This is a genomic window from Xanthomonas hortorum, assembly GCF_011305375.1.
Taxonomy (GTDB): Bacteria; Pseudomonadota; Gammaproteobacteria; order Xanthomonadales; family Xanthomonadaceae; genus Xanthomonas; species Xanthomonas hortorum_E.
The window spans coordinates 336,618-357,635 of sequence record NZ_VCME01000001.1; the positions used below are offsets into that span (position 1 = coordinate 336,618).

Annotated in this window: 20 protein-coding genes; 5 read left to right on the forward strand and 15 right to left on the reverse strand. The window is 63.7% G+C overall.

The genetic code is table 11. The features are described 5' to 3' along the window. Positions 1-6 precede the first annotated feature (6 nt). Positions 7-1,140, reverse strand: a complete 1,134-nt coding sequence (purM, locus tag FFY45_RS01295) for a phosphoribosylformylglycinamidine cyclo-ligase (protein WP_176339031.1) — start codon at positions 1,138-1,140, stop codon at positions 7-9. Positions 1,141-1,162: 22 nt separating this feature from the next. On the opposite strand from purM, the gene FFY45_RS01300 reads away from it, so the two are divergent. Genes FFY45_RS01300 through hda form a run of 3 tightly spaced genes read left to right on the forward strand, consistent with a single transcriptional unit; the run spans position 1,163 to position 4,139 of the window. Continuing rightward, entirely contained in the window at positions 1,163-2,275 is a 1,113-nt protein-coding gene (locus FFY45_RS01300) for a DUF2066 domain-containing protein (RefSeq protein ID WP_176339032.1), read from the forward strand. After that, complete coding sequence (locus tag FFY45_RS01305) at positions 2,272-3,441, forward strand: AI-2E family transporter (RefSeq protein ID WP_176339033.1); 1,170 nt, start codon at positions 2,272-2,274, stop codon at positions 3,439-3,441. Before FFY45_RS01300 ends, FFY45_RS01305 begins: the two co-directional genes overlap by 4 nt. Then, on the forward strand, positions 3,438-4,139 hold the full coding sequence (gene hda, locus FFY45_RS01310; protein WP_176339034.1) for a DnaA regulatory inactivator Hda: 702 nt from the start codon (positions 3,438-3,440) through the stop codon (positions 4,137-4,139). The genes FFY45_RS01305 and hda overlap by 4 nt, the downstream gene beginning before the upstream one ends. 1,096 nt (positions 4,140-5,235) lie before the next feature. Here hda and murU read toward each other — a convergent pair. From murU to FFY45_RS01330, 4 genes are all read right to left on the reverse strand, one after another. Further along, complete coding sequence (murU, locus tag FFY45_RS01315) at positions 5,236-5,946, reverse strand: N-acetylmuramate alpha-1-phosphate uridylyltransferase MurU (RefSeq protein ID WP_176339035.1); 711 nt, start codon at positions 5,944-5,946, stop codon at positions 5,236-5,238. Beyond that, complete coding sequence (locus FFY45_RS01320) at positions 5,943-6,965, reverse strand: aminoglycoside phosphotransferase family protein (protein ID WP_176339036.1); 1,023 nt, start codon at positions 6,963-6,965, stop codon at positions 5,943-5,945. Before FFY45_RS01320 ends, murU begins: the two co-directional genes overlap by 4 nt. 57 nt (positions 6,966-7,022) lie before the next feature. Beyond that, on the reverse strand, positions 7,023-7,295 hold the full coding sequence (locus FFY45_RS01325; protein WP_176339037.1) for a GlsB/YeaQ/YmgE family stress response membrane protein: 273 nt from the start codon (positions 7,293-7,295) through the stop codon (positions 7,023-7,025). Between the two features lie 229 nt (positions 7,296-7,524). Next, positions 7,525-9,018 (reverse strand): M20 family metallopeptidase, encoded by a 1,494-nt coding sequence (locus tag FFY45_RS01330; RefSeq protein WP_176339038.1) that lies wholly within the window; start codon positions 9,016-9,018, stop codon positions 7,525-7,527. 179 nt (positions 9,019-9,197) lie between these two features. Here FFY45_RS01330 and FFY45_RS01335 point away from each other — a divergent pair, with 179 nt between their 5' ends. Then, entirely contained in the window at positions 9,198-9,572 is a 375-nt protein-coding gene (locus FFY45_RS01335) for a ComEA family DNA-binding protein (RefSeq protein ID WP_006452365.1), read from the forward strand. 1,420 nt (positions 9,573-10,992) lie between these two features. Here FFY45_RS01335 and FFY45_RS01340 read toward each other — a convergent pair. The 3 genes from FFY45_RS01340 to FFY45_RS01350 form a co-directional block, all read right to left on the reverse strand. Then, positions 10,993-11,466 carry a hypothetical protein gene (locus FFY45_RS01340; RefSeq protein ID WP_176339039.1) on the reverse strand — a complete coding sequence of 158 codons (474 nt, stop codon included), beginning with the start codon at positions 11,464-11,466 and terminating at the stop codon, positions 10,993-10,995. Positions 11,467-11,963: 497 nt separating this feature from the next. Then, positions 11,964-12,443 carry a hypothetical protein gene (locus FFY45_RS01345; protein WP_176339040.1) on the reverse strand — a complete coding sequence of 160 codons (480 nt, stop codon included), beginning with the start codon at positions 12,441-12,443 and terminating at the stop codon, positions 11,964-11,966. 80 nt (positions 12,444-12,523) lie between these two features. After that, complete coding sequence (locus FFY45_RS01350; RefSeq protein ID WP_176339041.1) at positions 12,524-12,988, reverse strand: Ig-like domain-containing protein; 465 nt, start codon at positions 12,986-12,988, stop codon at positions 12,524-12,526. 71 nt (positions 12,989-13,059) lie between these two features. Here FFY45_RS01350 and FFY45_RS01355 point away from each other — a divergent pair, with 71 nt between their 5' ends. Continuing rightward, positions 13,060-13,800 carry a HutD/Ves family protein gene (locus FFY45_RS01355; protein ID WP_176339042.1) on the forward strand — a complete coding sequence of 247 codons (741 nt, stop codon included), beginning with the start codon at positions 13,060-13,062 and terminating at the stop codon, positions 13,798-13,800. Positions 13,801-14,549: 749 nt separating this feature from the next. Here the strand turns inward: FFY45_RS01355 and FFY45_RS01360 are convergent. The 7 genes from FFY45_RS01360 to FFY45_RS01390 form a co-directional block, all read right to left on the reverse strand. Further along, positions 14,550-16,379 (reverse strand): flavodoxin domain-containing protein, encoded by a 1,830-nt coding sequence (locus tag FFY45_RS01360; protein WP_176339043.1) that lies wholly within the window; start codon positions 16,377-16,379, stop codon positions 14,550-14,552. After that, positions 16,376-17,350 (reverse strand): FAD:protein FMN transferase, encoded by a 975-nt coding sequence (locus FFY45_RS01365; RefSeq protein WP_176339044.1) that lies wholly within the window; start codon positions 17,348-17,350, stop codon positions 16,376-16,378. Before FFY45_RS01365 ends, FFY45_RS01360 begins: the two co-directional genes overlap by 4 nt. 67 nt (positions 17,351-17,417) lie before the next feature. Next, complete coding sequence (locus FFY45_RS01370) at positions 17,418-18,221, reverse strand: DUF4198 domain-containing protein (RefSeq protein ID WP_115040582.1); 804 nt, start codon at positions 18,219-18,221, stop codon at positions 17,418-17,420. A gap of 171 nt (positions 18,222-18,392) precedes the next feature. Beyond that, entirely contained in the window at positions 18,393-18,908 is a 516-nt protein-coding gene (locus FFY45_RS01375) for a DUF2271 domain-containing protein (protein WP_176339045.1), read from the reverse strand. Between the two features lie 22 nt (positions 18,909-18,930). After that, positions 18,931-19,569, reverse strand: coding sequence for a PepSY-associated TM helix domain-containing protein (locus FFY45_RS01380; protein WP_176339046.1), 639 nt, complete (start codon positions 19,567-19,569; stop codon positions 18,931-18,933). Positions 19,570-19,576: 7 nt separating this feature from the next. Then, on the reverse strand, positions 19,577-20,335 hold the full coding sequence (locus FFY45_RS01385) for a tetratricopeptide repeat protein (protein WP_176339047.1): 759 nt from the start codon (positions 20,333-20,335) through the stop codon (positions 19,577-19,579). Then, entirely contained in the window at positions 20,328-21,014 is a 687-nt protein-coding gene (locus FFY45_RS01390; protein WP_006450675.1) for a Fe2+-dependent dioxygenase, read from the reverse strand. Before FFY45_RS01390 ends, FFY45_RS01385 begins: the two co-directional genes overlap by 8 nt. Between the last annotated feature and the right edge of the window lie 4 nt (positions 21,015-21,018).

A 21,018-nucleotide genomic window follows, 5' to 3' on the forward strand; every position in this document is an offset into this window, starting at 1 on the left:
CCTCGATCAACCGATCCGCACGCGCTCATCGCCCTGCGCCGTCACTACCTGGCCAATGCGCCAATGCGCCAGCGACTGCGCATCCAGCGCCTGCTCCAGCGCGGCGGCCTGCTCGGGCGCGGCGATCAGCACGAAGCCAATCCCGCAGTTGAAGGTGCGCCACATTTCCGCATCGGCCACTGCACCTTCGCGCTGCAGCCAGGCGAATACCGGCGGCAACGTCCAGGCCTTGGCGTCGATGTCCAGGCCGAGGCCGTCCGGGATCACCCGGATGATGTTTTCGGTCAGCCCGCCGCCGGTGATGTGCGCCATGGCATGGATCGTCTCGCTGTGCGATTTGAGCAGCGCCAGGATCGGCTTGACGTACAGCGCGGTTGGCGCCATCAGCGCATCGATCAGCTTGACGCCATCGTCCAGCACCAGCTCGGCCGGGGAGCCGGCGCGCTCGTAGATCTTGCGGATCAGCGAATAGCCATTGGAATGCGGGCCGGACGAGGCGATACCGATCAGCACGTCGCCCGCGCGCACCTGCCCGCCGTCCAGTAGCTGCGATTTTTCCACCGCGCCGACGGTGAAGCCGGCCAGGTCGTATTCGCCCGGCGGATACATGTCGGGCATTTCAGCGGTTTCGCCGCCGATCAAGGCGCAACCGGACAACTCGCAGCCGCGCGCGATGCCGCCGACCACCGCCGCGGCGGTGTCCACGTCCAGCTTGCCGGTGGCGAAATAATCCAGGAAGAACAGCGGCTCGGCGCCCTGCACCAGCACGTCGTTCACGCACATGCCGACCAGGTCGATGCCGATGGTGTCGTGCCGGCCTAGCTGCTGGGCGAGTTTGAGCTTGGTGCCGACGCCGTCGGTGCCGGACACCAGCACCGGCTCCTTGTACTTGCCCGACAGGTCGAACAAGGCGCCAAAACCGCCCAGGCCACCCATCACCTCCGGCCGGAAGCTGCGCTTGACCAGCGGCTTGATGCGTTCGACCAACGCGTTGCCGGCATCGATGTCGACACCTGCCTCACGGTAGGTCATGGGCGAGGGATTGGAAGGCGTTGGGCTGGTCACGGGCGGGGAGGGCTCGACGGTAAAGGTGGCGATTTTAGCAGCCACGTTGGCGCTGGCGTCCCATTCGGGCAACAATTCACCCGGATACGCTTAAGTCATGGAACCGTCGATGCGCCGCAGTCTCGCTTTCTTTCTCGCCCTCGTGGTCGCCGCGCCCGTGCTGCCGGCCTTCGCACAGGCCGATCTGCGTACCGAAGGCGATGTCGCCAAGGCGCAAAGTGCCTACGATGCCGAAGTGCCGGTCAACAGCCAGAGCGAGTCCGATCGCCCTGGTGCCCTGGCGCGCGCGCTGGGCGCGGTACTGGGCAAGGTCTCCGGCGATCGCGGCGCGATGAATCGCCCCGGGGTGTCGCAGGCGCTGCGCAATGCGCCCAACTACGTCGAACACTACGACTACCGCCAGGATCAGGGCACCTCGCGCACCGGTGCGCCCACCTTCCGTACCACCCTGGTGGCGCGCTTCCGGCAAACCGATGTGGACAGTCTGATCGCAGCGCTGGGCTTGCCGGTGTGGCCGCTGCCGCGTCCCAAGCCGGTGCTGTGGTTGGCCATCGACGACGGCAGCGGCCCGCGTCTGGTCAGCGTGACCCAGGCCAATGCCGCGCGCAGCGTGCTGGACCGGGCCATCGAGCGTGGCTACCGGCTCGGTTTGCCAAGTGGCGCGGCCGCCGAGCAGGCACTGGCCGGCGCGATCTGGCGCAAGGACACCGCTGCGGTGTCGCGCGCATCGGCCAAATACAGCCCGCCGATGCAGCTGATCGGCAAGCTCTACCGCACCGACGCCGGTTGGACTGCCGACTGGGTGTTCGTCGACAACGGCAACGTGCTGTCCAGCTGGACCAGCAACGATGGCGACGCGCGACGCGCGATGGCCGCCGGTGCCGACGGTGCGGCTGATGCCTTGGTCAAGCGCTATGCCAAGCGGGTGGACTCGGGCGTGCCCGGCGTCTATCGCGCGGTGATCACCGGTATCACCAGCGCCGACGATTACTTGCGTGTCTCGGCCGCGCTGCAGGGCGTATCGGTGGTGCGCAGCATCCGCCCGGTCAGTGCCAATGGCGACCGGATGGAAGTGGATCTGGAATTGCTCACGGGCATTTCCGGCCTCAACCGTATGCTCGGCGACAACAGCCCCTTGGTACCGGTGTCGGTACCGACCGAGGGCCCGATCATTCTCGAAAACGAGCACGCCGAGTACCGCCTGAAATGACTTTGACTCCCGAAGCCGAAATTGCCCTGTTCCTGCGCCGCCTCAAATGGGTTGCGGTGATTGTCGGCGTGCTGTGGGTGGTATCGCTGCTGTCGCCGATCCTGACCCCGTTCGTGCTGGCGTTGCTGCTGGCCTGGCTGGGCGACCCGCTGGTGGACCGCATCGAGCGTGCCGGGCGCTCGCGCAACATGGCGGTGTCGTTGGTGTTCGTGCTGGCGCTGCTGCTGTTCGTGCTGGCGCTGATGATCCTGGTGCCGATGATCGAGCGCCAGATCATGACCTTGATCGACGCGCTGCCGCAGATGCGCACCTGGGCGATCAGTACCGCGATTCCATGGCTGGAAGCCAAGACCGGCGTGGAGCTGATGGGCTGGCTGGACCCGGAGCGCTTGATCGACTGGATCCGCAGCCATTGGGAGCAGGCCGGTGGCGCCGCCAAGACCTTCTTCGGTTACGTGCAGCGCTCGGGCTTTGCGATGGTGACCTGGGTGATCAACCTGGCGTTGCTGCCGATCCTGGCGTTCTACTTCCTGCGTGACTGGGACCGCCTGGTCGAGCGCGTGGCGGCGGTCATCCCGCGTGCCTACATCGGCACCGTGAGCCGGCTGGCGCAGGAATCCAACGATGTGCTCGGTGGTTTCATCCGCGGCCAGTTCCTGGTGATGCTGGCGCTGGGCGTGATCTACGCCACCGGCCTGTCCATCATCGGGCTCAATCTGGGGCTGCTGATCGGCATCATTGCCGGCTTCATCAGCTTCATTCCGTATCTGGGCGCCACCACCGGCATCGTGCTCGCCTTGCTGGCGGCTGTGGTGCAGGCGCAGGGCCTGGATCTGAAGTTGCTGATCGGCGTGGGCGTGGTGTTCACGGTCGGCCAGTTGCTGGAAAGCTATGTGCTGACCCCGCGCATCGTCGGCGACAAGATCGGCCTGCATCCGGTGGCGGTGATCTTCGCAGTCATGGCGGGCGGCCAGTTGTTCGGCTTCCTCGGCATGCTGCTGGCGTTGCCGGTGGCAGCGGTGGCCAACGTGTTGCTGCGCTATGCACATGAGCAGTACACCCACAGCGATCTGTACGCAGGCGAGCGCGCCGGCATCGTGCTGCAATCGGGTACCACCGAGCGCAGCGTGATCGTCGACCCCGGCAAGGACGCAGATCGGTTGTGAGTGTTCCGCAGTTGCCACTGGCGTTGCGCGCGCCGCCCGACCAGCGCTTCGATAGTTACATCGCTGCGCCCGATGGCCTGCTGGCGCAATTGCAGGCATTGGCGGTCGGGCAGGTGAGCGACTGGCTGTATCTGTCTGGCCCCGCCGGAACCGGCAAGACGCATCTGGCGTTGTCGCTATGCGCGGCGGCCGAGCAGGCCGGCCGCGTGCCAGCCTACCTGCCGTTGCACGCGGCGGTAGGCCGGCTGCGCGATGCGCTCGAAGCACTGGAAGGGCGCAGCCTGGTCGTGCTGGATGGCTTGGAAACCATTGCCGGGCAGCGCGACGACGAAGTGGCTTTGTTCGATTTCCACAACCGTGCGCGCGCTGCCGGCACGACGCTGCTGTACACCGCGCGGCAGATGCCCGATGGCCTGGCGCTGGTACTGCCGGATCTGCGCTCGCGGCTGTCGCAATGCATTCGCATCAGCCTGCCGGTGCTCGACGATGCGGGGCGTGCTGCGGTATTGCGCGATCGTGCGCAACGGCGCGGGCTGGCACTGGACGAGGCAGCAATCGACTGGCTGCTGACCCATAGCGAACGCGAACTGGCCGGGCTGGTGGCCTTGCTGGATCGGCTGGATCGCGAATCGCTGGCTGCCAAGCGCCGTATCACTGTGCCGTTTTTGCGGCGGGTGCTTGAGGGTCGTGGGTCTTAGAACGGCTACTAAACGACTGCGTTTACCGCGTGTTCCGAGGGGTCTTGAACACTACAGATATATCAGTTTCAGAGCGGCTGATCTGGTGTTTGGCTGCAGGGCCCTTGCCCGCCCACCATCGCGGGACACGCCGCACAAGTACATCCGTGTAGGCTCTTACGCGGCATCCATGCCGCGTAAGGTCCCGCGAGGGTGAGCGGGCAAGGACCAGTCGAGATGGTCGGTGCGCATGTTTGCAAGCAAGGCGTGACGGGTGCTGTTTGAATAACGCCGCGTCCGATCAGCTTCGCAACGCAACGAGATCAACAGGCAGGCTTCCAAGAGAGTAACCGACTCACTTTCTGGTGCGGTGTCCTCGCCGCTTGCGGGACCGTGTGGCGGCATGGATGCCGCCACCGAGCCTCCACGGACGGATTCACGGCGTGTCCCGCGAGCGGCGAGGGCACCGCGCGCTCGACTGACCATGCTTTTGACTTACAGCGTTTGAATGCATCTAAACAACATAAGTCGATATCTTTGTTGCTGTGAGCTGATTGAACGGTATTGATGCGTCGGTTGCAGAGCGCCTGATCTGCGGTTTGTCTGCAAGGCCCTTGCCCGCCCACTCTCGCGGGACACGCTGCAAGTACGTCCGTGTAAGCTCTTACGCGGCATCCATGCCGCGTAAGGTCCCGCGACGGTGGGCGGGCAAAGGCCAGTCGAGATGGTCGGTACGCATGGTTGCAAGCAAGGCATGACGGGTGCTGTTTGAATAATGCCGCGTCCGATCAGCTTCGCAACGCAACGAGATCAACAGGCAGGCTTTCAACAAAGTAACCGGCTCACTTTCTGGTGCGGTGTCCTCGCCGATTGCGGGACCGTGTGGCGGCATGGATGCCGCCACCGAGCCTCCACGGACGGATTCACGGCGTGTCCCGCGAGCGGCGAGGGCACCGCGCACTCGACCAACTAGGCTGTTGGCCCAAGCCTTCGACTGCATTTAAACGCCGCGACGACTCGAAATCTCGGCGGCCAACACGTTGCCGCCATGGATACAGCCTTCAAGAGGTTTTGTCAGCCACTCTCGATTGCGGATTTTTGCAGCTGTATGGTGCGATCAGCTGCCGTCGTGCAGCAGTTCCGCATCCAGTTCCGCCAACCGCTGCGGTGTGCCCACATCGGTCCAGCGCCCCGGATGGTGGATGCCGTCGATCAAGCCTGCCGCCATCTGCGCGCGCAGGATCGGTGCCAGCGCAAACCGCGGTGCCGTGCCGGTCTGCTCTGGTAGCTGGCCGATGACCGATTGCCAATCGCGCAGCAGTGCAGGCCGATAGACACCGATGCCGGCGTAAGTTTGGGTTGCAGGCAGATCGGCGCTGACCTTGCCATCAGCCTGCAACGCGAAATCCGCTCGCGCCGCATACGTAGGTTGATCGACCAGCATCAGTTGCGCCAGTCCTGCCGGCGCGCTCGACAGCCGCGCGAAATCGAAGTCGGTCCAGATATCGCCATTGACCAACAGAAACGGCGCATCGCCCAGTAACGGCAACGCATGCAGCATGCCGCCACCTGTCTCCAGCGGTGTGGCGCCCTCAAAGGAATAGGTCAGGCGCAGCCCGAACGCACTGCCGTCGCCCAGCACTTGCGGAAATTGCTCGGCCAACCACGAGGTATTGATCACTACCTCGTCCACGCCCAGCGCGGCCAGCTTGTGCAGATGCCAGACGATCAGCGGCGTGCCGCCGACCTTCAACAACGGCTTGGGCGTGCGTTCGGTGAGCGGACGCATGCGCTCGCCAAATCCGGCCGCGAAGATCAGGGCCTTCATGCGCCGGCCTGCGTGGAGCGTGCCGCCAAGACAGGTTTGACCAAGTCTTCCAGTAGCCCGATCAGCGGCGCCAGTTCGCTGTAGCGAGGCAGCACGTCGTCCAGATAGGCGATGAAGCGCGGCACGTTATCCAGATACCAATGCTTGCCGTCGCGATGGCTCAGGCGCGAGAAGATGCCCAGGTTTTTCAGATGCCGCTGCACGCCCATCCAGTCCGCGTCGCGCAGGAATTGCGCCAGCGGCGGCACCGGTAATCCGGCCGCTAGGGCACGTGCGTGATAGCGCTGCAGCCAAGCATCCACGCGTGCGATCGGCCAACTCACCGAGGTGTCCTTGAACAGACTGATCGGGTCGTAGGCGATCGGGCCGATCACGCAGTCCTGAAAATCCAGCACCGCCGGTCCCTTGCTGACCGGCATCAGATTGCGCGGCATGAAATCGCGATGGGTGAACACGCGCGGCTGCGCCAGTGCGTTGTCCATCAAACGGCGCTGCACCAGTTGCAGTTGCTCGGTGTGCTCGCAGCTCAGCTGCAGCCCCAGATGGCGACCGAGAAACCATTCTTCAAACAGGCCGGCATCGCGTTGCAGCAGCACCTCGCCGAATACACCGCTATCGGCGGGCGGTGGAATGCGCTGCAGCAGCAACAACTGATCGATCGCGTCATCCAGCAACGCGTCGGCATTGGCGTCGGTCAGTACCTGCGCCAGCGTCGGTACGCCCAGGTCTTCCAACAGCAAGAATCCGGTTTCAAGATCTTGCACAAGCACTAGCGGCACGCGCACGCCGTGCTCGCCGAGCAGTGCATGCATGCGCAACCACGGCGCCACATTTTCCAGCTCGGGTGGCGCATCCATCAGGATGCGATCCATGCCGCTCCCTTGGGTGCGCCAATAACTGCGAAATCCCGCATCGACCGACGCGCGTTGCAGGGTGACCTTCGGATCGTTCAACGCGTGCCGCGCCCATTGCAGACGGAGCACATCGCGCGCGGTATCAGGAAGCAACGATGACGTCATGAGTAAATGCTGTGCCGTGAAGTGAGGCGCCGCCACGTCAGAGTGGCGGCGGGGCGATCAACGCTTGCTGCCGCTGAACAGCCGCAGCAACGCCAGAATCGCGATCGCACCCAGCAATGCACCGAGAAAGCCGGCCGGTTCGCCGGCGTGGTACCAGCGCATGTAGCGCCCGAACCAGCTGGCGACCACCGCACCGGCAATGCCCAGCACGATGGTCAACAGGCAACCCAGGCGCTGCGTGCCCGGCGTAATGAAACGGGCCAGCAACCCGACCACGAAACCGACCAGAATGATGTAAAGCCAGCTGTCGCTACCGAAGAGATTGTTCATCGCAGGCACTGAGGTAAGTGGGATCGGCAGACTAGCACTTCACTAAGAGCAAGCTTCAAGCCCCTCTCCCACCGGGAGAGGGGTTGGGGTGAGGGTACGCAGCAAGGCGATGCGTAAGAACCACTCAGCCAAACGACCCACGCCCCTGCGTACGACCCCTCACTCAGTGCGATCTAGCACTTCCATCGCTCAGCGCACGCCGATGGCTTGCGTCGGCTAAACCGCCAACTCAGCAGCAGCCATGCCCGCCGTGACGGGTGCCGCTGTCTGCCGCCACCGGCGAGCCGCTGGTCTCGCCACGCAGGCAGGCGGCATGATGCTCGGCAATCACCTTTGCCACGCAGGCGGTCACGCGCTTGCCCATCGGGATGTGCAGGAACTCATTCGGGCCATGTGCATTGGAATGCGGGCCGAGCACGCCGGTGATCATGAACTGCGCGCCGGGGAACTTCTCGCCCAGCATGCCCATGAACGGGATCGAGCCGCCTTCGCCCATGTACATCGCCGGCTTGTCGAAGAACGCCAGGCTGGCGTCGTCGATGGCTTTTTCCAGCCACGGCGCCATCTCGGGCGCATTCCAGCCGGACGATGCCTTTTCCAGTTCCAGCGTCACCTGTGCGCCGTTGGGCGGGTCGCGCAGCAGCGCTTCCTTGAGTAATTCGCCGCACACCTTGCCATCGGCGGTCGGCGGCAAGCGCAATGACAACTTCACAGCGGTTTGTGGGCGCAACACATTGCCAGCCGAAGCCAGCGGCGGCATGCCATCCACACCGGTGATCGACAGCGCCGGTCGCCAGGTGCGATTCAACACCAGCTCGGTGAGGTCGTCATGCATCGGCACCAGGCCCTCGACCATCGGGAATTTGTCGAAGATGGCCGTATCCAGTGTCGCCGCCGCGGCCTTGGCCTGGGTGAGTCGCTCTGCCGGTACCTCCACATGCAGGCCTTCCAGCAGGATGCGGCCGCTGGCTTCGTCCTCGATGCGCGAGAGCAGCTGGCGCAGCAAGCGAAAGCTGGACGGCACCACGCCGGAGGCATCGCCTGAGTGCACGCCTTCCTCCAGCACCTTCACGCTGAGGTTGCCGCCGGTCAGCCCGCGCAGCGAGGTGGTGCACCACAGTTGCTCATAGTTGCCGCAGCCCGAATCCAGGCACACCACCAGCGACGGCTTGCCGATGCGCTCGGCAAGGTGGTCCACGTAGGCCGGCAGATCGTAGCTGCCGGATTCCTCGCAGGCTTCGATCAGCACCACGCAACGCGCATGCGGCAGCCCCTGGGTGCGCAGCGCCAGCACCGCCGCCAGCGAACCGAAGATCGCATAGCCATCGTCGGCGCCCCCGCGCCCGTACAACTTGTCGTCGCGCAGCACCGGCTCCCACGGGCCGAGGTCGGCGTCCCAGCCGGTCATTTCCGGCTGCTTGTCCAGGTGGCCGTACAGCAGCACGGTGTCGCCGCCCGATTCGGCGCCGGTGGCCGGAATTTCGATGAAGATCAACGGTGTGCGGCCTTCCAGGCGCACCACCTCGACCTGCATGCCCTCGATCGCCTGCGCCCGCGCCCAGGTTTCCATCAGGGTGACCGCCTGCTCCATGTAGCCGTGCGCGGCCCAATCGGTGTCGAACATCGGCGACTTGTTGGGAATGCGGATGTAATCGACCAATTGCGGGACGATCTCCCGATCCCACGTGTCGCTGATGAATTGGTCGATCTTGGCGCTGTCCATGAAGGCTCCGAATGCGTGAAGTAACGCCACATTCTACGCCGGGGCCTGCTGGCCGCCTTTGCGAGGGGAGGGGGTAGGTATTTCCCTACAAGGCGGCGCGCAGTTCACCTGCTGTGTGAAAAGTTCGTTGGCGATAGGATTGCTGCATGTGGCGCGGGACACTGGCTCCGCCGGCAGGAATGCTGGCTAGGACCATCACCCAAGCCACAAGGAGCGTTGCAATGAAGTCATTTACCGTAGTCCTGAAGTCCCTGCTACTGGCGTTGCTGTTGTCCTCGAATGCGTATGCACTCGACAAGGTCGATATCAACACCGCGTCTGCTGAGGAATTGGACAAGGTGCTGACGAATGTCGGGCGGTCAAAAGCCGAGGCAATCGTCGAGCACCGTCAGGCAAACGGTCCCTTCAAAAGTGCCGAGGAACTGGCACTGGTCAAGGGCATCGGACTCAAGACGGTCGAACGGAATCGAGACCTGATCGAAGTAGGAGCCACGATGGCTCCCGCCAAGAAGGCTGCCAAGGGGGCGGCGGTGAAACCGGTGGGACGGCGTTAAGGGGAAGGGATCCGAGATACGGTTCGACGCGAGGATGCGTGGCCGCAACCTAACTGGACAGGATGTCCGGGGATGGCTGGAAGCCGACAAGGACGTGGAATCGCCCGGTGTTGCACTTGGATGTGCAGCCGGGCGTTTTTCGTTGGGCGGATACGAGCCAGGCGCGGGGCAATGCGGCAGTAGTTGAAGCACTGCAGGAACACAGTGGCGCACGAGAATCCTGCGTACGTTGAGGCATCGATGTGCTGGGAAAGCCTCGGCGACAATGACGCATGCCAACATCTTGGAAGTGAGTGCTCAAGGCGTCCTGCCTCGGCGAAGCTGTTTTTACCGGTAGCCTGTTTATCCCCATTGCTGCCGAAGCATAGCGTGAGTCTCGGAAGCACTAGCGTCAGGGTGCGGGCATATCAATAGGGGGGCAAGCTTACCCCCAACCGTTGCCGGACCTTTGCCAGCGCGGCGGTATCGGCTTTGATGAGAAGACGTTCTCCCCGAGCGGATGCAGCTAGATCGGAACTACCGACATCAGCCCATCTGAAGGTTAGCCTGCTCACGGAGCATGCGCATCTGGCTGGCTGGGGGCTAGAGATGCGCAGCGTGGTGCCAGGCGCGTCGGGGCCTTTCGGCGCACTCTTCAACTGAAACGTGAGTTCTATCAACCAGTTGCCTGGGGGCGGCGACACATCCCGCCTGGCCAGCCGGAACCCAGACTGCTCATAAGATTCGACGTAGGCTCGCTCCAGCGCCTGCATCGACATGCCAACATGAGACCACTGTGGGTTGATGGGCCGACCTTCCGGGACCTGTCCTAACGTTCCGGCATTAGCCACTTCTGTGACGGAGGGGCGACCTTGTGCTGTGGATGGGTGGTTCATCAATAACCCCAGGGTTAGGGTAGTAATGACGATCAATCGACGGGCTTGCATGTGGCGTTCTCCGTTCTCTGGAACATATTGCATCCGATATAAGTTTCAACGGCCGCCGCCCGTCGGAGGCGGCGGCCATCGCTCAGTCGCGTCGCACCACCAGACCCGTCTGCGCAACCAGTAGATCGATCCCCGACACCGCGCCGCCCAGCAGTGCGGCCCATCCAGTGTTCCCCAGTCCCGTCGGGCACGTTCCCGCCGTGGCCGTCCAGTCGATTACGGGTTGGCTGGTCGTCGCCAGATTGACGACGATTTAGCCACTGCCCTGGACGCCTCCAACAGAGGCCGAAGCACCAAGACTCGACCGGTGCCGTCAACGCGCTAGGGGTTTTCCGAGTTGCCGTCGGGCTGCAGTCCATTGGACGCTGGAGACGCATGTCAGGATGGAAACGTGAAGCGCTCCGGGGGGCCTGACTCGGTAAGGCCGTTGTCACCGGTAGCACATCCATCCCACGTTGCTGCCGAGGGATAGCGCGTGTCTCGGAGCAGTAGCGTCAGGGTGTGGGCACATCGATAGCAGGCAAGCTCACCCCTAACCGTTGCCGTACCTTTGCCAGAGCGGCCGTATCAGCTTTGATGAGAACACGTAGTCCCCGAACGTATGCCGCCATATCGGGACTTTCGGCATCAGGCCCGACGAAGCTTTGCCTTCTCAGGTCGCATGCGCATATGGTTTGTTGACTGCCCGAGAGACGAAGCGTGGTGCCAGGCTCGTTGGGTCCCTTTGGTGCACTGTTCAACTGGAACACGAGGTCGATCGTCCAGGTGCCGCCGGGATCCACCTGCCTGTCGCGGCCTGCCAGACGGAATCCAGACTGCTCATAAGATTCGACGTAGGCGCGTTCCAGGGCCTGCGGTGACATGCCGTTATGAGGCACTTCGCCAACGGGAGTAACTGCTGCGGATGGGTGGTTCACAAATAATCCCAGGGTCAGGGTGGCGATAAGGATCAATCGACGGTCCTGCATGAATCGGTCTCCGGTTCTTGGGACATCTTGCCTCTGATATGAATTTCAATGGCCGCCGCCCGGCGGGGCGGCGGCCATCGCTCAGTCGCGCCGCACCACCAGACCTGTCTGTGCAACCAGCAGATCGACCCCCGACACCGCGCCGCCCAGTAGTGCGGCCCATCCAGTGTTCCCCAGTCCCGTTGGGTACGTTCCCGCCGTGGCCGTCCAGTCGATCACGGGCTGGTTGGACGCTCCCAGGTTGACGATGATGTAGCCACCGGCCTGGACGCTTCCGGCAGAGGCCGACGCACCGAGACTCGATCGGCGCCGGCAATGCGCAAGGGGTTCTCCGAGCTGCCGTCGGGCTGCAAGCCCATTGGACGCTGGGGACGTACGCCAGGATATTGACGTGAAGCGCTCCAGGCGGCCTGACTCGGCTAGGCCGTTGCCACCACTAGTCCATCTACCCCATTGCTGCCAAGGGGGTAGCACGTGTCTCATTAGAAAGGACAGTGTCAGGGTGTGGGCATATCCATGGCGGGCAAGCTCACGCCCAATCGTTTCCGTACCTTTGCCAGCGCATCCGTATCGGCTTTGATGAGAACGCGCTGCCCCCGCGCGAAGATTGCCGGATCAGAGCTGTGCTCGTCGGGCGCCCTGAAAGTTTCCCTGCTCAGGTTGCATAGCTGACACCTTGGCGCGTTACTACCCGAGATGACCAGAGTAGTGCCGGGCGCACCCAGCGCTTCTGGTGCACTCTCTAACTGGAACTCCAATACGGTGCTCCAGGAACCATACTGATTTGAATACTTTTTGCTGCTAGCGAGGCGGAACCCAGATTGTTCGTAAGACTCGATGTAGGCACGTTCCAGGGCCTCTCGCGACATGCCGCCGTGGGGAGTTTCGGTCACGACAGGACTATACGCTGCGGACGGGTAATTCATCAGTATTCCCAAGGTCAGGGTGGCGATCAGCATCAATCGAAGGTCTTGCATGAATCGGTCTCCGGTTCTTGGGACATCTTGCCCCGATATAAATTTTAATGGCCGCCGCCCGGCGGGGCGGCGGCCATCGCTCAGTCGCGCCGCACCACCAGACCTGTCTGCGCAACCAGCAGATCGATCCCCGACACCGCGCCGCCCAGTAGCGCGGCCCATCCAATGTTCCCCAGTCCCGTCGGGTACGTTCCGGCCGTGGCCGTCCAGTCGATCACGGGCTGGCTAGACGCCCCGAGGTTGACGACGATGTAGCCACCGCCCTGGACGCTTCCGGCAGAGGCCGACGCACCGACAACAATGCTCATCGCATTGTCGCGGGGCGGGTTCTTCGACACCACAAGGGTGATGCTCGCACTGGCGGTCAGCTTGCCGTCGCTGACCGAGTAGGTGAACGTGTCGGCACCGATGAAGCCGCGTCGGTCGTAGGTCAACGAGCCGTCTGTGGCCCAGACGAATTTTCTATAAAGCTCCGGGAGCGGTGCAGATTTCTGGGGCTTGGCAGTGTTGAATGCCCGCGCAAACGGCAAAACGGCAAACGGCAAACGGCAAACGGGGCAGCGTGCACGGAGCCGGGACCCGCCGCCTCCGGACAGGCATCAGGCACAATGCGCCGATGCAGCTGACAGACCTGAGCAGCCGGGTGATTCCGGCCACCGAGTACCGGCGCGAGCGATGGCGCAACCAATTGGGCTGGACGCGCGAGATCCTGCGGCTCGGCGATGCCGACGTGTGGTCGCTGCGCTTGTCGATCGCCGAGATCGAGCGGGACGCGGCGTTTTCCGCATTCCCGGGCATTGATCGCGAGTTGGTGCTGTTGCATGGCAATGGCATGCGGCTACGGTTTGGCGATGGTGCGAGTGTCACCGGCACTGGCAGTAGCAACAGTAGTAATGGCAGTGGCAATGAAAGCGATGGCGGCGATAGCAACGACGGCAGCGGCGCGGACCGCGGCGGCCATGATGTAGGCGCCGACGGCGGCACCGATGCTCCCGGCAGCAGTGATCGCAGCTGCGACTTGCTGCCGCCCTACCAACGCGTCCGATTCGCTGGCGAAGAAGCGGTCAGTGCAACGCTGCTCGACGGGCCGACCCAGGATTTCAACCTGATGTGGCGGCGCGATGTGTTGCAGGCCGAGCTGCTGCATCGTCCGCTGGTCGGCACCATGCTGTTCTTTGCAGATCCGGGCAGCGCGTGGGCGATCCATCTGCTCGCCGGTCAGGCCAGCTTTGGACGCGATAGCGGCTTGCCACCTATTGTGGCTGGAGATACTGCCTGGCTCAGTGCCTCCACGCGCACCCGCTATGTGCTCGATGGCGGTGGCGAATTGCTGGCGATCAGGGTGAGTCCGGTTTAGTTGTCGGTCGTGCGTGCGATCACGCAGTGTCCGTGTATTGGTCGAGTTCTGGTTTGAGAGCGGCTGACAAAACTACTTCAGGCCGGTCTATTGCAGAGCAGCTGATTTGCCGCTTGGCTGAAGGGCCCTTGCCCGCCCACCCTCGCGGGACACGCCGCAAGTACGTCCGGGTATTACGCGGCATCCATGCCGCGTAAGGTCCCGCGACGGTGGGCGGGCAAGGACCAGTCGAGATGCTCGGTGTGTAGGGCTATTTGAAATGCCGCTTGGTGTGAAGTGATTGGACAGTGCGGATAGATCAGTTGCAGAGCGGTTGATCTTCACTTGGTTGCAGGGCCCTTGCCCGCCCACCATCGCGGGACACGCCGCAAGTACGTCCGTGTAAGCTCTTACGCGGCATCCATGCCGCGTAAGGTCCCGCGACGGTGGGCGGGCAAGGACCAGTCGAGTTGATCGGTGTGCATAGCTTTCAATAAAACAGTCAGTAGACTTTCTGATGCGGTGTCCTCGCCGATTGCGGGACCGTGTGGCGGCATGGATGCCGCCACCGAGCCTCCACGGACGGATTCACGGCGTGTCCCGCGAGCGGTGAGGGCACCGCGCCCTCGACCAACCAGGCTTTCGACGTTTTGTTGCCGCTCTAGTGTCAACCAACGCTAGTCGCGGTTCCGGGCAGTATCCATTCTGGACATCTAGGACATCGACAGATACTCCGTTGGTGGCCGTTCGTCAGGTGGCGTTAGTCACCTTCAATACACGTCGCGGCGATAGCGCCCTTTGCGCAGCAGGTCTTGTCTGACATCGGTGCCGAGGATTGACTCAAGCGTCTGGTCGACTTCGGGTGCCATGCCGCGCAGGCTGCCGCAGACGTAGATGCAGGCGCCTTGATCGACCCACAGACGTAGGTGGTCGGCGGAAGCGGCCAGTGCGTGTTGTACGTAGCGCACTGACTGTTGTTGATCGCGCGAGTACACCAGATCCAGACGGTCGATCCAGCCATCGCGTTGCCACTGCTGCAGCTCTTCGGCATAGAGCGCGTCGTGGGCGGCATTGCGTTCGCCGAACAGCAGCCAGTTGCGACGCGCGCCGGCTGCGATACGGGCACGTAGATGCGCGCGCAGTCCGGCGATGCCGGTGCCGTTGCCAATCAGCAACATTGGTTGCTCGGGTGCAGGCGGGTGGAAGCCGGGGTTGCTGCGCAGGCGCAGCGCAATGGACGTGCCGATGCGTGCGTGGACGCAGAGCCAACCACTACCCAGGCCCAGGCTGCCGTCGGCGTGCCGGTGCTCGCGCACCAGCAGTTCGACGTGGCCTTCTTCGGGAATGGATGCGAGCGAATAGTCGCGATGGGGCAAGGGGACCAGGCTGCGCACCAACGCTTGTGCGTCTAATGGTGAAGTTGTGCCTGCGCCTGCGCCCCCATCCCCATCCCCACTAACACCCGCACTTGCATCGACACCAGCACCAGCACTAGTGCCAACTCCAACATCAGCAGCACCAACTCCAGCAGCACCAACAGCAGCACCACCAACAGCACCAATTCCAGCATTGGCACCACAAGCACCAGCATCCACATCCACATCCACATCCACATCCACATCCACATCGGCGTCGACGTCGACGTCGACGTCGACGGGAAGTTGCGCGCCGCTGAGCCAGTCGCGCAGCGTGCGGCCGTCGATGTGTTGTGCGCCATCGCGTTGGTTGCGCTGCAGCCAGGACTCCACCGCGCTCGGTGCGTTATGCGGCGCGATTTCTGCGATATCGCCTGCACTCCATTGCGGCAATGGCCCGTCGCACGGCGTCACGCGAAGGCGGTAAATCGGTGCGCCCGCACTGCCGGGATTGACGTGGACACGCTCGCGTAGCTGCCAGGCGGTGTAGGCCGGCAGGCTCCAGTCGGGTTGTGTCGCAAGTGCTGGCGCCAGCTCTGCCAGACGCCGTTGCCATTGCTGCAGGGCGCGCGGGTCGGCATTGTCGACCTCGATGCGTTGGAACAAACGGGTGGCGCCGCGTGCCTGCAGGCGATCGTCGATGCGTCGGCCAAATGCGCAGAATTGGGCGTAGCCACGGTCGCCCAACGCCAGCACGGCGTACTGCACGGCCGTCAGATCCTGCGCATCGCCGGCCAGCCAATCGCGCTCGGCTGCTTGCGCATGATCGGGTGCATCGCCTTCGCCGGTGGTGCTGACGATGCACAGCAGCCGCGGCACACGTGTGAGTTGATCGACATCGATGGCGTCCATTGGCAGTGCGTACGCACCCACGCCTGCCGACTGCAGCGCGGCCACGCTGCGTTCGGCCAGTTCACGCGCAAATCCGGTCTGGCTTGCCCAGACGATCAGCACGCCGCTGGCGTCTGCGCGCTGTGCGCCCACGCGCCGGCGTGCACGCAACAGCACGACCGCGCACAGGCCCAGGTAGAGCGTCATAACAAGACCTGCCAACTGCCAGCGATGCGGTGTTGGTGCGCTCCACCATGCACCAGCATGCAAGCCGCCAAGCCAGCCGACGATAGCTGCAAGGGCAAGCAGAACCAGCCCGTTGCCAATCCACACGCGGAGGTTATTGGCGGTCATGACGCGGCCAACTGTTGCTCGAAGGCCGGACTCATGGATTCAAGCAGAACGCCGTCCTTGCGCGTAAGAAAACGCACGGCCAACGCTGCAGTGCGCGCATAGGCAATCCCGGCATCGGCGCCAAGCACGGTCATCGCAGTGGCCCAGGCATCGGCCTGCATCGCATTGCGTGCGAGCACGGTGACTGCTGCGGGCGCATGCGGAACGGGCGCGCCGATGCGTGGGTCGAAGGTGTGCGCATAGCGGGTGCTGCCGGCATCGAAGCGGTGCCAACGATCACCGGACGTGGCGACCGCCAGTCCGTCCAGCGACAGCACACGTGGCGGCAATGCAGCACCGGCGTCTTCGTCGGGTGCGGATTCGACCAGCACGCGCCACGCAATGCCATCGGGCTTGCGTCCATAGCCGAACAGTTCACCGCCCACTTCGATCAATGCACTGTCGATGTCGGCCCGCAGCAACGCGCGATACACGCAGTCCACACCGAATCCCTTTGCAATGCCGGATAGATCCAGCGCCAGTGCGCCGGGCTGCCGCACACGCATGCCATCCAGTTGCACACGTTGCCAGCCGCAGCGTGCGCTGGCCAAGGCGATCTGATCGGCTGCAGGCACCTGCCGTCGCCCACCCGAGGCACCGAAGCCCCACAGCTCGACCATCGGGCCGACCGTGGGATCGAAGGCACCCTCGCTGGCTTGTGCGATCTGCAGCGCTGCGCTCAGCACGGTATGGAATTCATCAGGTAGGGTTTGCCACTGACCCGCAGCAGCGCGGTTGTAGCGGCTGATATCCGAATCCGCTTCCCAGGTGCTCATCTGCGCGACTACCCGATCGAGTGCGGCCTGGATGCAGGCATGCAACGGATGCAGGTCGCGCCCGCGCGGCGCAATCAGTTTGACGCTCCAGGTGGTGCCCATGCTGCGGCCGCCGAGGGTGGCGATGGCGTGGTCGGCGGAAGACGATGCAGGCATGGAGAAATCTTATGAAGGCGGTGCGGCAGGATGCACGCTGCGTGCAGTCCTGCCGCGTGCGTGCGGATTACTGCGGCAGCACTTCCAGTGTGGCGACGTAACCCAGACGACGCTGCTTGGCTTGCGGGAGCGAGGTTTTCTTGTCTTCGGTGGTGGTTTCCAGCCAGTACATACCGGCTTCCGGCCAGGTCACGCTGAAGCCGCCCTTGGCATCGGTCTTCAGCTTGATCTCGTTCTGCGCATCGCGATAGCGGGTGCCGCCGCGCACGATGTCGATCTCCAGCCCGGCTGCCGGCTTGCCATCCAGTTGCAGCGTGAACTGCGCCGCCTCGCCGACGACCAGATCGTTGGGATGGGTCACCGGGATCAACTCGATGCCCTTGCCGCTGGGCTTGAAGACCGTGGTGGTGGGCGCACCGCGGGTGACAAAGGTTTCCACGCGATTGAAGGACTGCGAGACCTGCAGGTCCTGCGCATTCTTCGGGACCTCGGTGGCGAAGCGGGCTTCGTCGCCGCGCCAGCGCTTGGGCTTGCCGTCTTCCTTCCAGTTGGCGAACAGGCCGGCGTTGACGATGCTGAGCTTGTAGGTGCCGGGCTGGGTGAGTTGCAGGTCGAACACGCTGCGGTACTTGCCAGTGGCCGGATTTTCCGGCTTGAGCGCGCTGCCATCCGGCGCGGTGATGCTCAAGTTATCCAGGCGCAGCGGCACGTGGTTGAAGTAGAACAGGTCGTTGGAGACCGCCGCATCCACCGTGATCCATGGCGCTTCACCGGCGATGACGGTCTGCGACGGCAGCAACCAGGCCTTGTGGGCGAGTGCACTGACCGGCAGTGCGGCGAGCATGGCGATCAGGACGAGAGAACGTTTCATGACAACTCCTTGAAGGACGATGAGGACGGTGAATCACGTGTCTGATCAGCGCGAGGGTGCGGCGCTGCGTGGATGCGTGGGAAGCGATATGTCTTTGCCAAAGCGATGAAGCGCGCGTGCGCCGTTACTTGCAGCGCACGCTCCGTGCGGTTGCCAACAACAGCGCAACGCTCAGGGCTTTGCCACCAGGCTGACGGCACCGAGCTCGCTGCTGCCGCTGGCCTTTGCGGTTTGCGAAGTGTTTGCCGGCCAGGTGAAAGGCACCTTGACCAATTCGCGGCCGCCGACTTCGCGCGCGGCTTCTACCACCAGCGTGTACTGGCCGGCCGGCAGCGACTTCAACGCACCCTTGGTATCGGAGAACGACAGCGCGTGTGCGCCGGCCGGACGGGTGGGGCCGGTGACGCCATCGACCGGCACATCCAGGGTACGACCGCTCTTGCGCCACCACTGGCGCAGGTCCGGCAACCACTTGGTGCCGTGGCCTTCGGCGGTGTCCTTGGATTGATACCAGACCGACAGATTGGCAGCGACTTTCTGGTCTGCACCTTCCAGCCAGATCGCCACATACGGGCGGTGATATTCGGCGACGTTGAGCTTGGGGATTTCGACATTGATGTCGAGCGTGGCCGCATACGCCGGCATGGCGAGCAGGCCGCTCAGGGCGATGGTCAGGGTGGCGCGCATGGTCGTCTCCGGTGGGAAAAAGTCAGTGGATCAACAGCAGGGCGAGTAGCAGCGGAATCAGCAGACCCAGGCCGACCAGCGGCCAGGTCATCCGGCGCTGGCGCGCATGCAGGTGCAGCAGGAACAGCCCGGTGATGCAGAACACCAGGCAGGCGATGGCGAACACGTCGATGAACCAGCCCCAGGCCGGCCCCGCATTGCGTCCCTTGTGCAGATCGTTGAGATAGGCGATTGCACCACGTCCGGTGCGTTCGTACTCGATCGCACCGGTGCTGCGGTCAAGGCTCAACCACGCATCGCCACCTGGCCGTGGCAACGCGAGATACACCTCGTCGGCCGACCATTCGCCGCTGCGTGTGCCGACGCTGATATCCAGTTCGCGCCCCAGCCATTGCGCCACCCGCGGCGGCAGCGGTGCATTGCCGTCCTGCCGGTTGCCCAAAGTCTTGAGCAAGGCAGGCGGCAGCGTGAGCGTGCGCTGTTCGGTCGAAGGGCTGGCTTCGATGCGCGTGGCGTGATTCAAGGTCAGCCCGGTGAGGGTAAACAGCAGCATGCCGATCAGGCACAGCGCCGAACTGATCCAGTGCCATTGATGCAGCATGCGCAGCCAGAAACCGCGACGTTGCTGGGTGGTGGCAATGGTGTCGTTGGAGGTCGACATGCTGCGCTCAGGCCGCATTCGCTGCGGTGGATACCTGCAGCAGCGATTGCCGTGCAGCGATTTCGCTCAGCAATGCCTGCAAGCGTGGATGGCGCGCACTCGCCAGCAGCGGTGTGAGTTGTTGCAGAAAGCCGGCATGCCCGCCTGCGATCGCACGCTGCATCCAGTGTTCGGCCTGATCGAGGTCGCCACCATCTGCCAGCAAGGTGGCGTAACTGGCCTGGCCGCGGAAATCGCCTGCTTCTGCGGAGCGGCAATACCAGTCGCGCGCAGCGATTGGATCGGCATCGCAGGCCAGTCCTTTATCCAGATAACGCGCCAGAAAGTTCATCGATTTGGCATGCCCGCGCTCGGCAGCAGTGCGGTACAGCGCCAACGCCTGCGCGTGGTCCTGCGCCACGCCACGGCCGGAGCCATACAGATGCGCGAGGTTATACATGCCCCAATCCAGCCCGTGCTCGGCGGCGCGGCGATACCACAGCGCGGCCAATACGATATTGCATGCGGTGCCGAAGCCGAGTTCGTGGCAACGCCCCAACTGATTCATCGCTTCCGCATGCCCTGCATTGGCGGCGACTTCGTACCACAGCATCGCCATGGCCGGATCGGCCGCGACGCCGCGACCTTCGGCGTATATCTGCGCGAGCAGCAGCTGTGCCTCCACATCCTGGCGCGCAGCGGCCTTGCGCAGCAGTGCAAGCGCTTGATCGGGTTGGGTGCGCAGCAGGTCGATCAGCTGCGCGGTGTCCGGTGCGTGCTCAGACATCGGCCCATTGCCGCAACAGGTTGTGATACACGCCGGTGAGCTGGATCAGTGATGGGTGACCGGGCGTGTCTTGCGTCAGCCGGCGGATCGAGACATCCAGCTCGAACAACAGGCGGCGCTGCGCATCATCGCGCAGCATGCTTTGGGTCCAGAAAAAACACGCCACGCGGGTGCCGCGGGTCACCGGCATCACCCGATGCAGGCTGGTGCCGGGATAGATCACCAGGTGCCCGGCCGGCAGCTTCACCGATTGCGTGCCGTAGGTGTCTTCGATCACCAGCTCGCCGCCGTCGTAGCTATCCGGGTCGCTGAGAAACAACGTGGCGGAAACGTCGGTGCGCACAGGGTCTGCGCCGCCGCGGCTGCGGTCGTAGCGGATTGCGTTGTCGACGTGATACCCGAACGATTGCCCGCCGCTGTAGCGATTGAACAATGGCGGATAGATGCGCCGTGGTAACACCGCCGAAAAGAACGTGCTGCTGCGCGCCAGCGCCTCCAGCACCAGCGCGCTGGCGTCGCGCGCAATGGCGCTGTCTTCGGGCAGTTGCGCGTTGTCCTTGGCCTGCGCCGATTGATGGCCGGCGGTGATGCGGCCGTCTGCCCAGTCGGCCGCGTCCAGCCGCGCACGCAACTCGGCAAGTTGTGCGGGAGTGAGGACATCGGGAATGGGCAGCAACATGCGC

Coding starts and splice junctions, on each gene's coding strand:
- FFY45_RS01300 (WP_176339032.1), top strand. CDS start 1,163: ATGGAACCGTCGATGCGCCGCAGTCTCGCTTTCTTTCTCGCCCTCGTG.
- FFY45_RS01305 (WP_176339033.1), top strand. CDS start 2,272: ATGACTTTGACTCCCGAAGCCGAAATTGCCCTGTTCCTGCGCCGCCTC.
- murU (WP_176339035.1), bottom strand. CDS start 5,946: ATGAAGGCCCTGATCTTCGCGGCCGGATTTGGCGAGCGCATGCGTCCG.
- FFY45_RS01320 (WP_176339036.1), bottom strand. CDS start 6,965: ATGACGTCATCGTTGCTTCCTGATACCGCGCGCGATGTGCTCCGTCTG.
- FFY45_RS01325 (WP_176339037.1), bottom strand. CDS start 7,295: ATGAACAATCTCTTCGGTAGCGACAGCTGGCTTTACATCATTCTGGTC.
- FFY45_RS01330 (WP_176339038.1), bottom strand. CDS start 9,018: ATGGACAGCGCCAAGATCGACCAATTCATCAGCGACACGTGGGATCGG.
- FFY45_RS01335 (WP_006452365.1), top strand. CDS start 9,198: ATGCTGGCTAGGACCATCACCCAAGCCACAAGGAGCGTTGCAATGAAG.
- FFY45_RS01340 (WP_176339039.1), bottom strand. CDS start 11,466: ATGCAGGACCGTCGATTGATCCTTATCGCCACCCTGACCCTGGGATTA.
- FFY45_RS01345 (WP_176339040.1), bottom strand. CDS start 12,443: ATGCAAGACCTTCGATTGATGCTGATCGCCACCCTGACCTTGGGAATA.
- FFY45_RS01355 (WP_176339042.1), top strand. CDS start 13,060: ATGCAGCTGACAGACCTGAGCAGCCGGGTGATTCCGGCCACCGAGTAC.
- FFY45_RS01360 (WP_176339043.1), bottom strand. CDS start 16,379: ATGACCGCCAATAACCTCCGCGTGTGGATTGGCAACGGGCTGGTTCTG.
- FFY45_RS01365 (WP_176339044.1), bottom strand. CDS start 17,350: ATGCCTGCATCGTCTTCCGCCGACCACGCCATCGCCACCCTCGGCGGC.
- FFY45_RS01370 (WP_115040582.1), bottom strand. CDS start 18,221: ATGAAACGTTCTCTCGTCCTGATCGCCATGCTCGCCGCACTGCCGGTC.
- FFY45_RS01375 (WP_176339045.1), bottom strand. CDS start 18,908: ATGCGCGCCACCCTGACCATCGCCCTGAGCGGCCTGCTCGCCATGCCG.
- FFY45_RS01380 (WP_176339046.1), bottom strand. CDS start 19,569: ATGTCGACCTCCAACGACACCATTGCCACCACCCAGCAACGTCGCGGT.
- FFY45_RS01385 (WP_176339047.1), bottom strand. CDS start 20,335: ATGTCTGAGCACGCACCGGACACCGCGCAGCTGATCGACCTGCTGCGC.
- FFY45_RS01390 (WP_006450675.1), bottom strand. CDS start 21,014: ATGTTGCTGCCCATTCCCGATGTCCTCACTCCCGCACAACTTGCCGAG.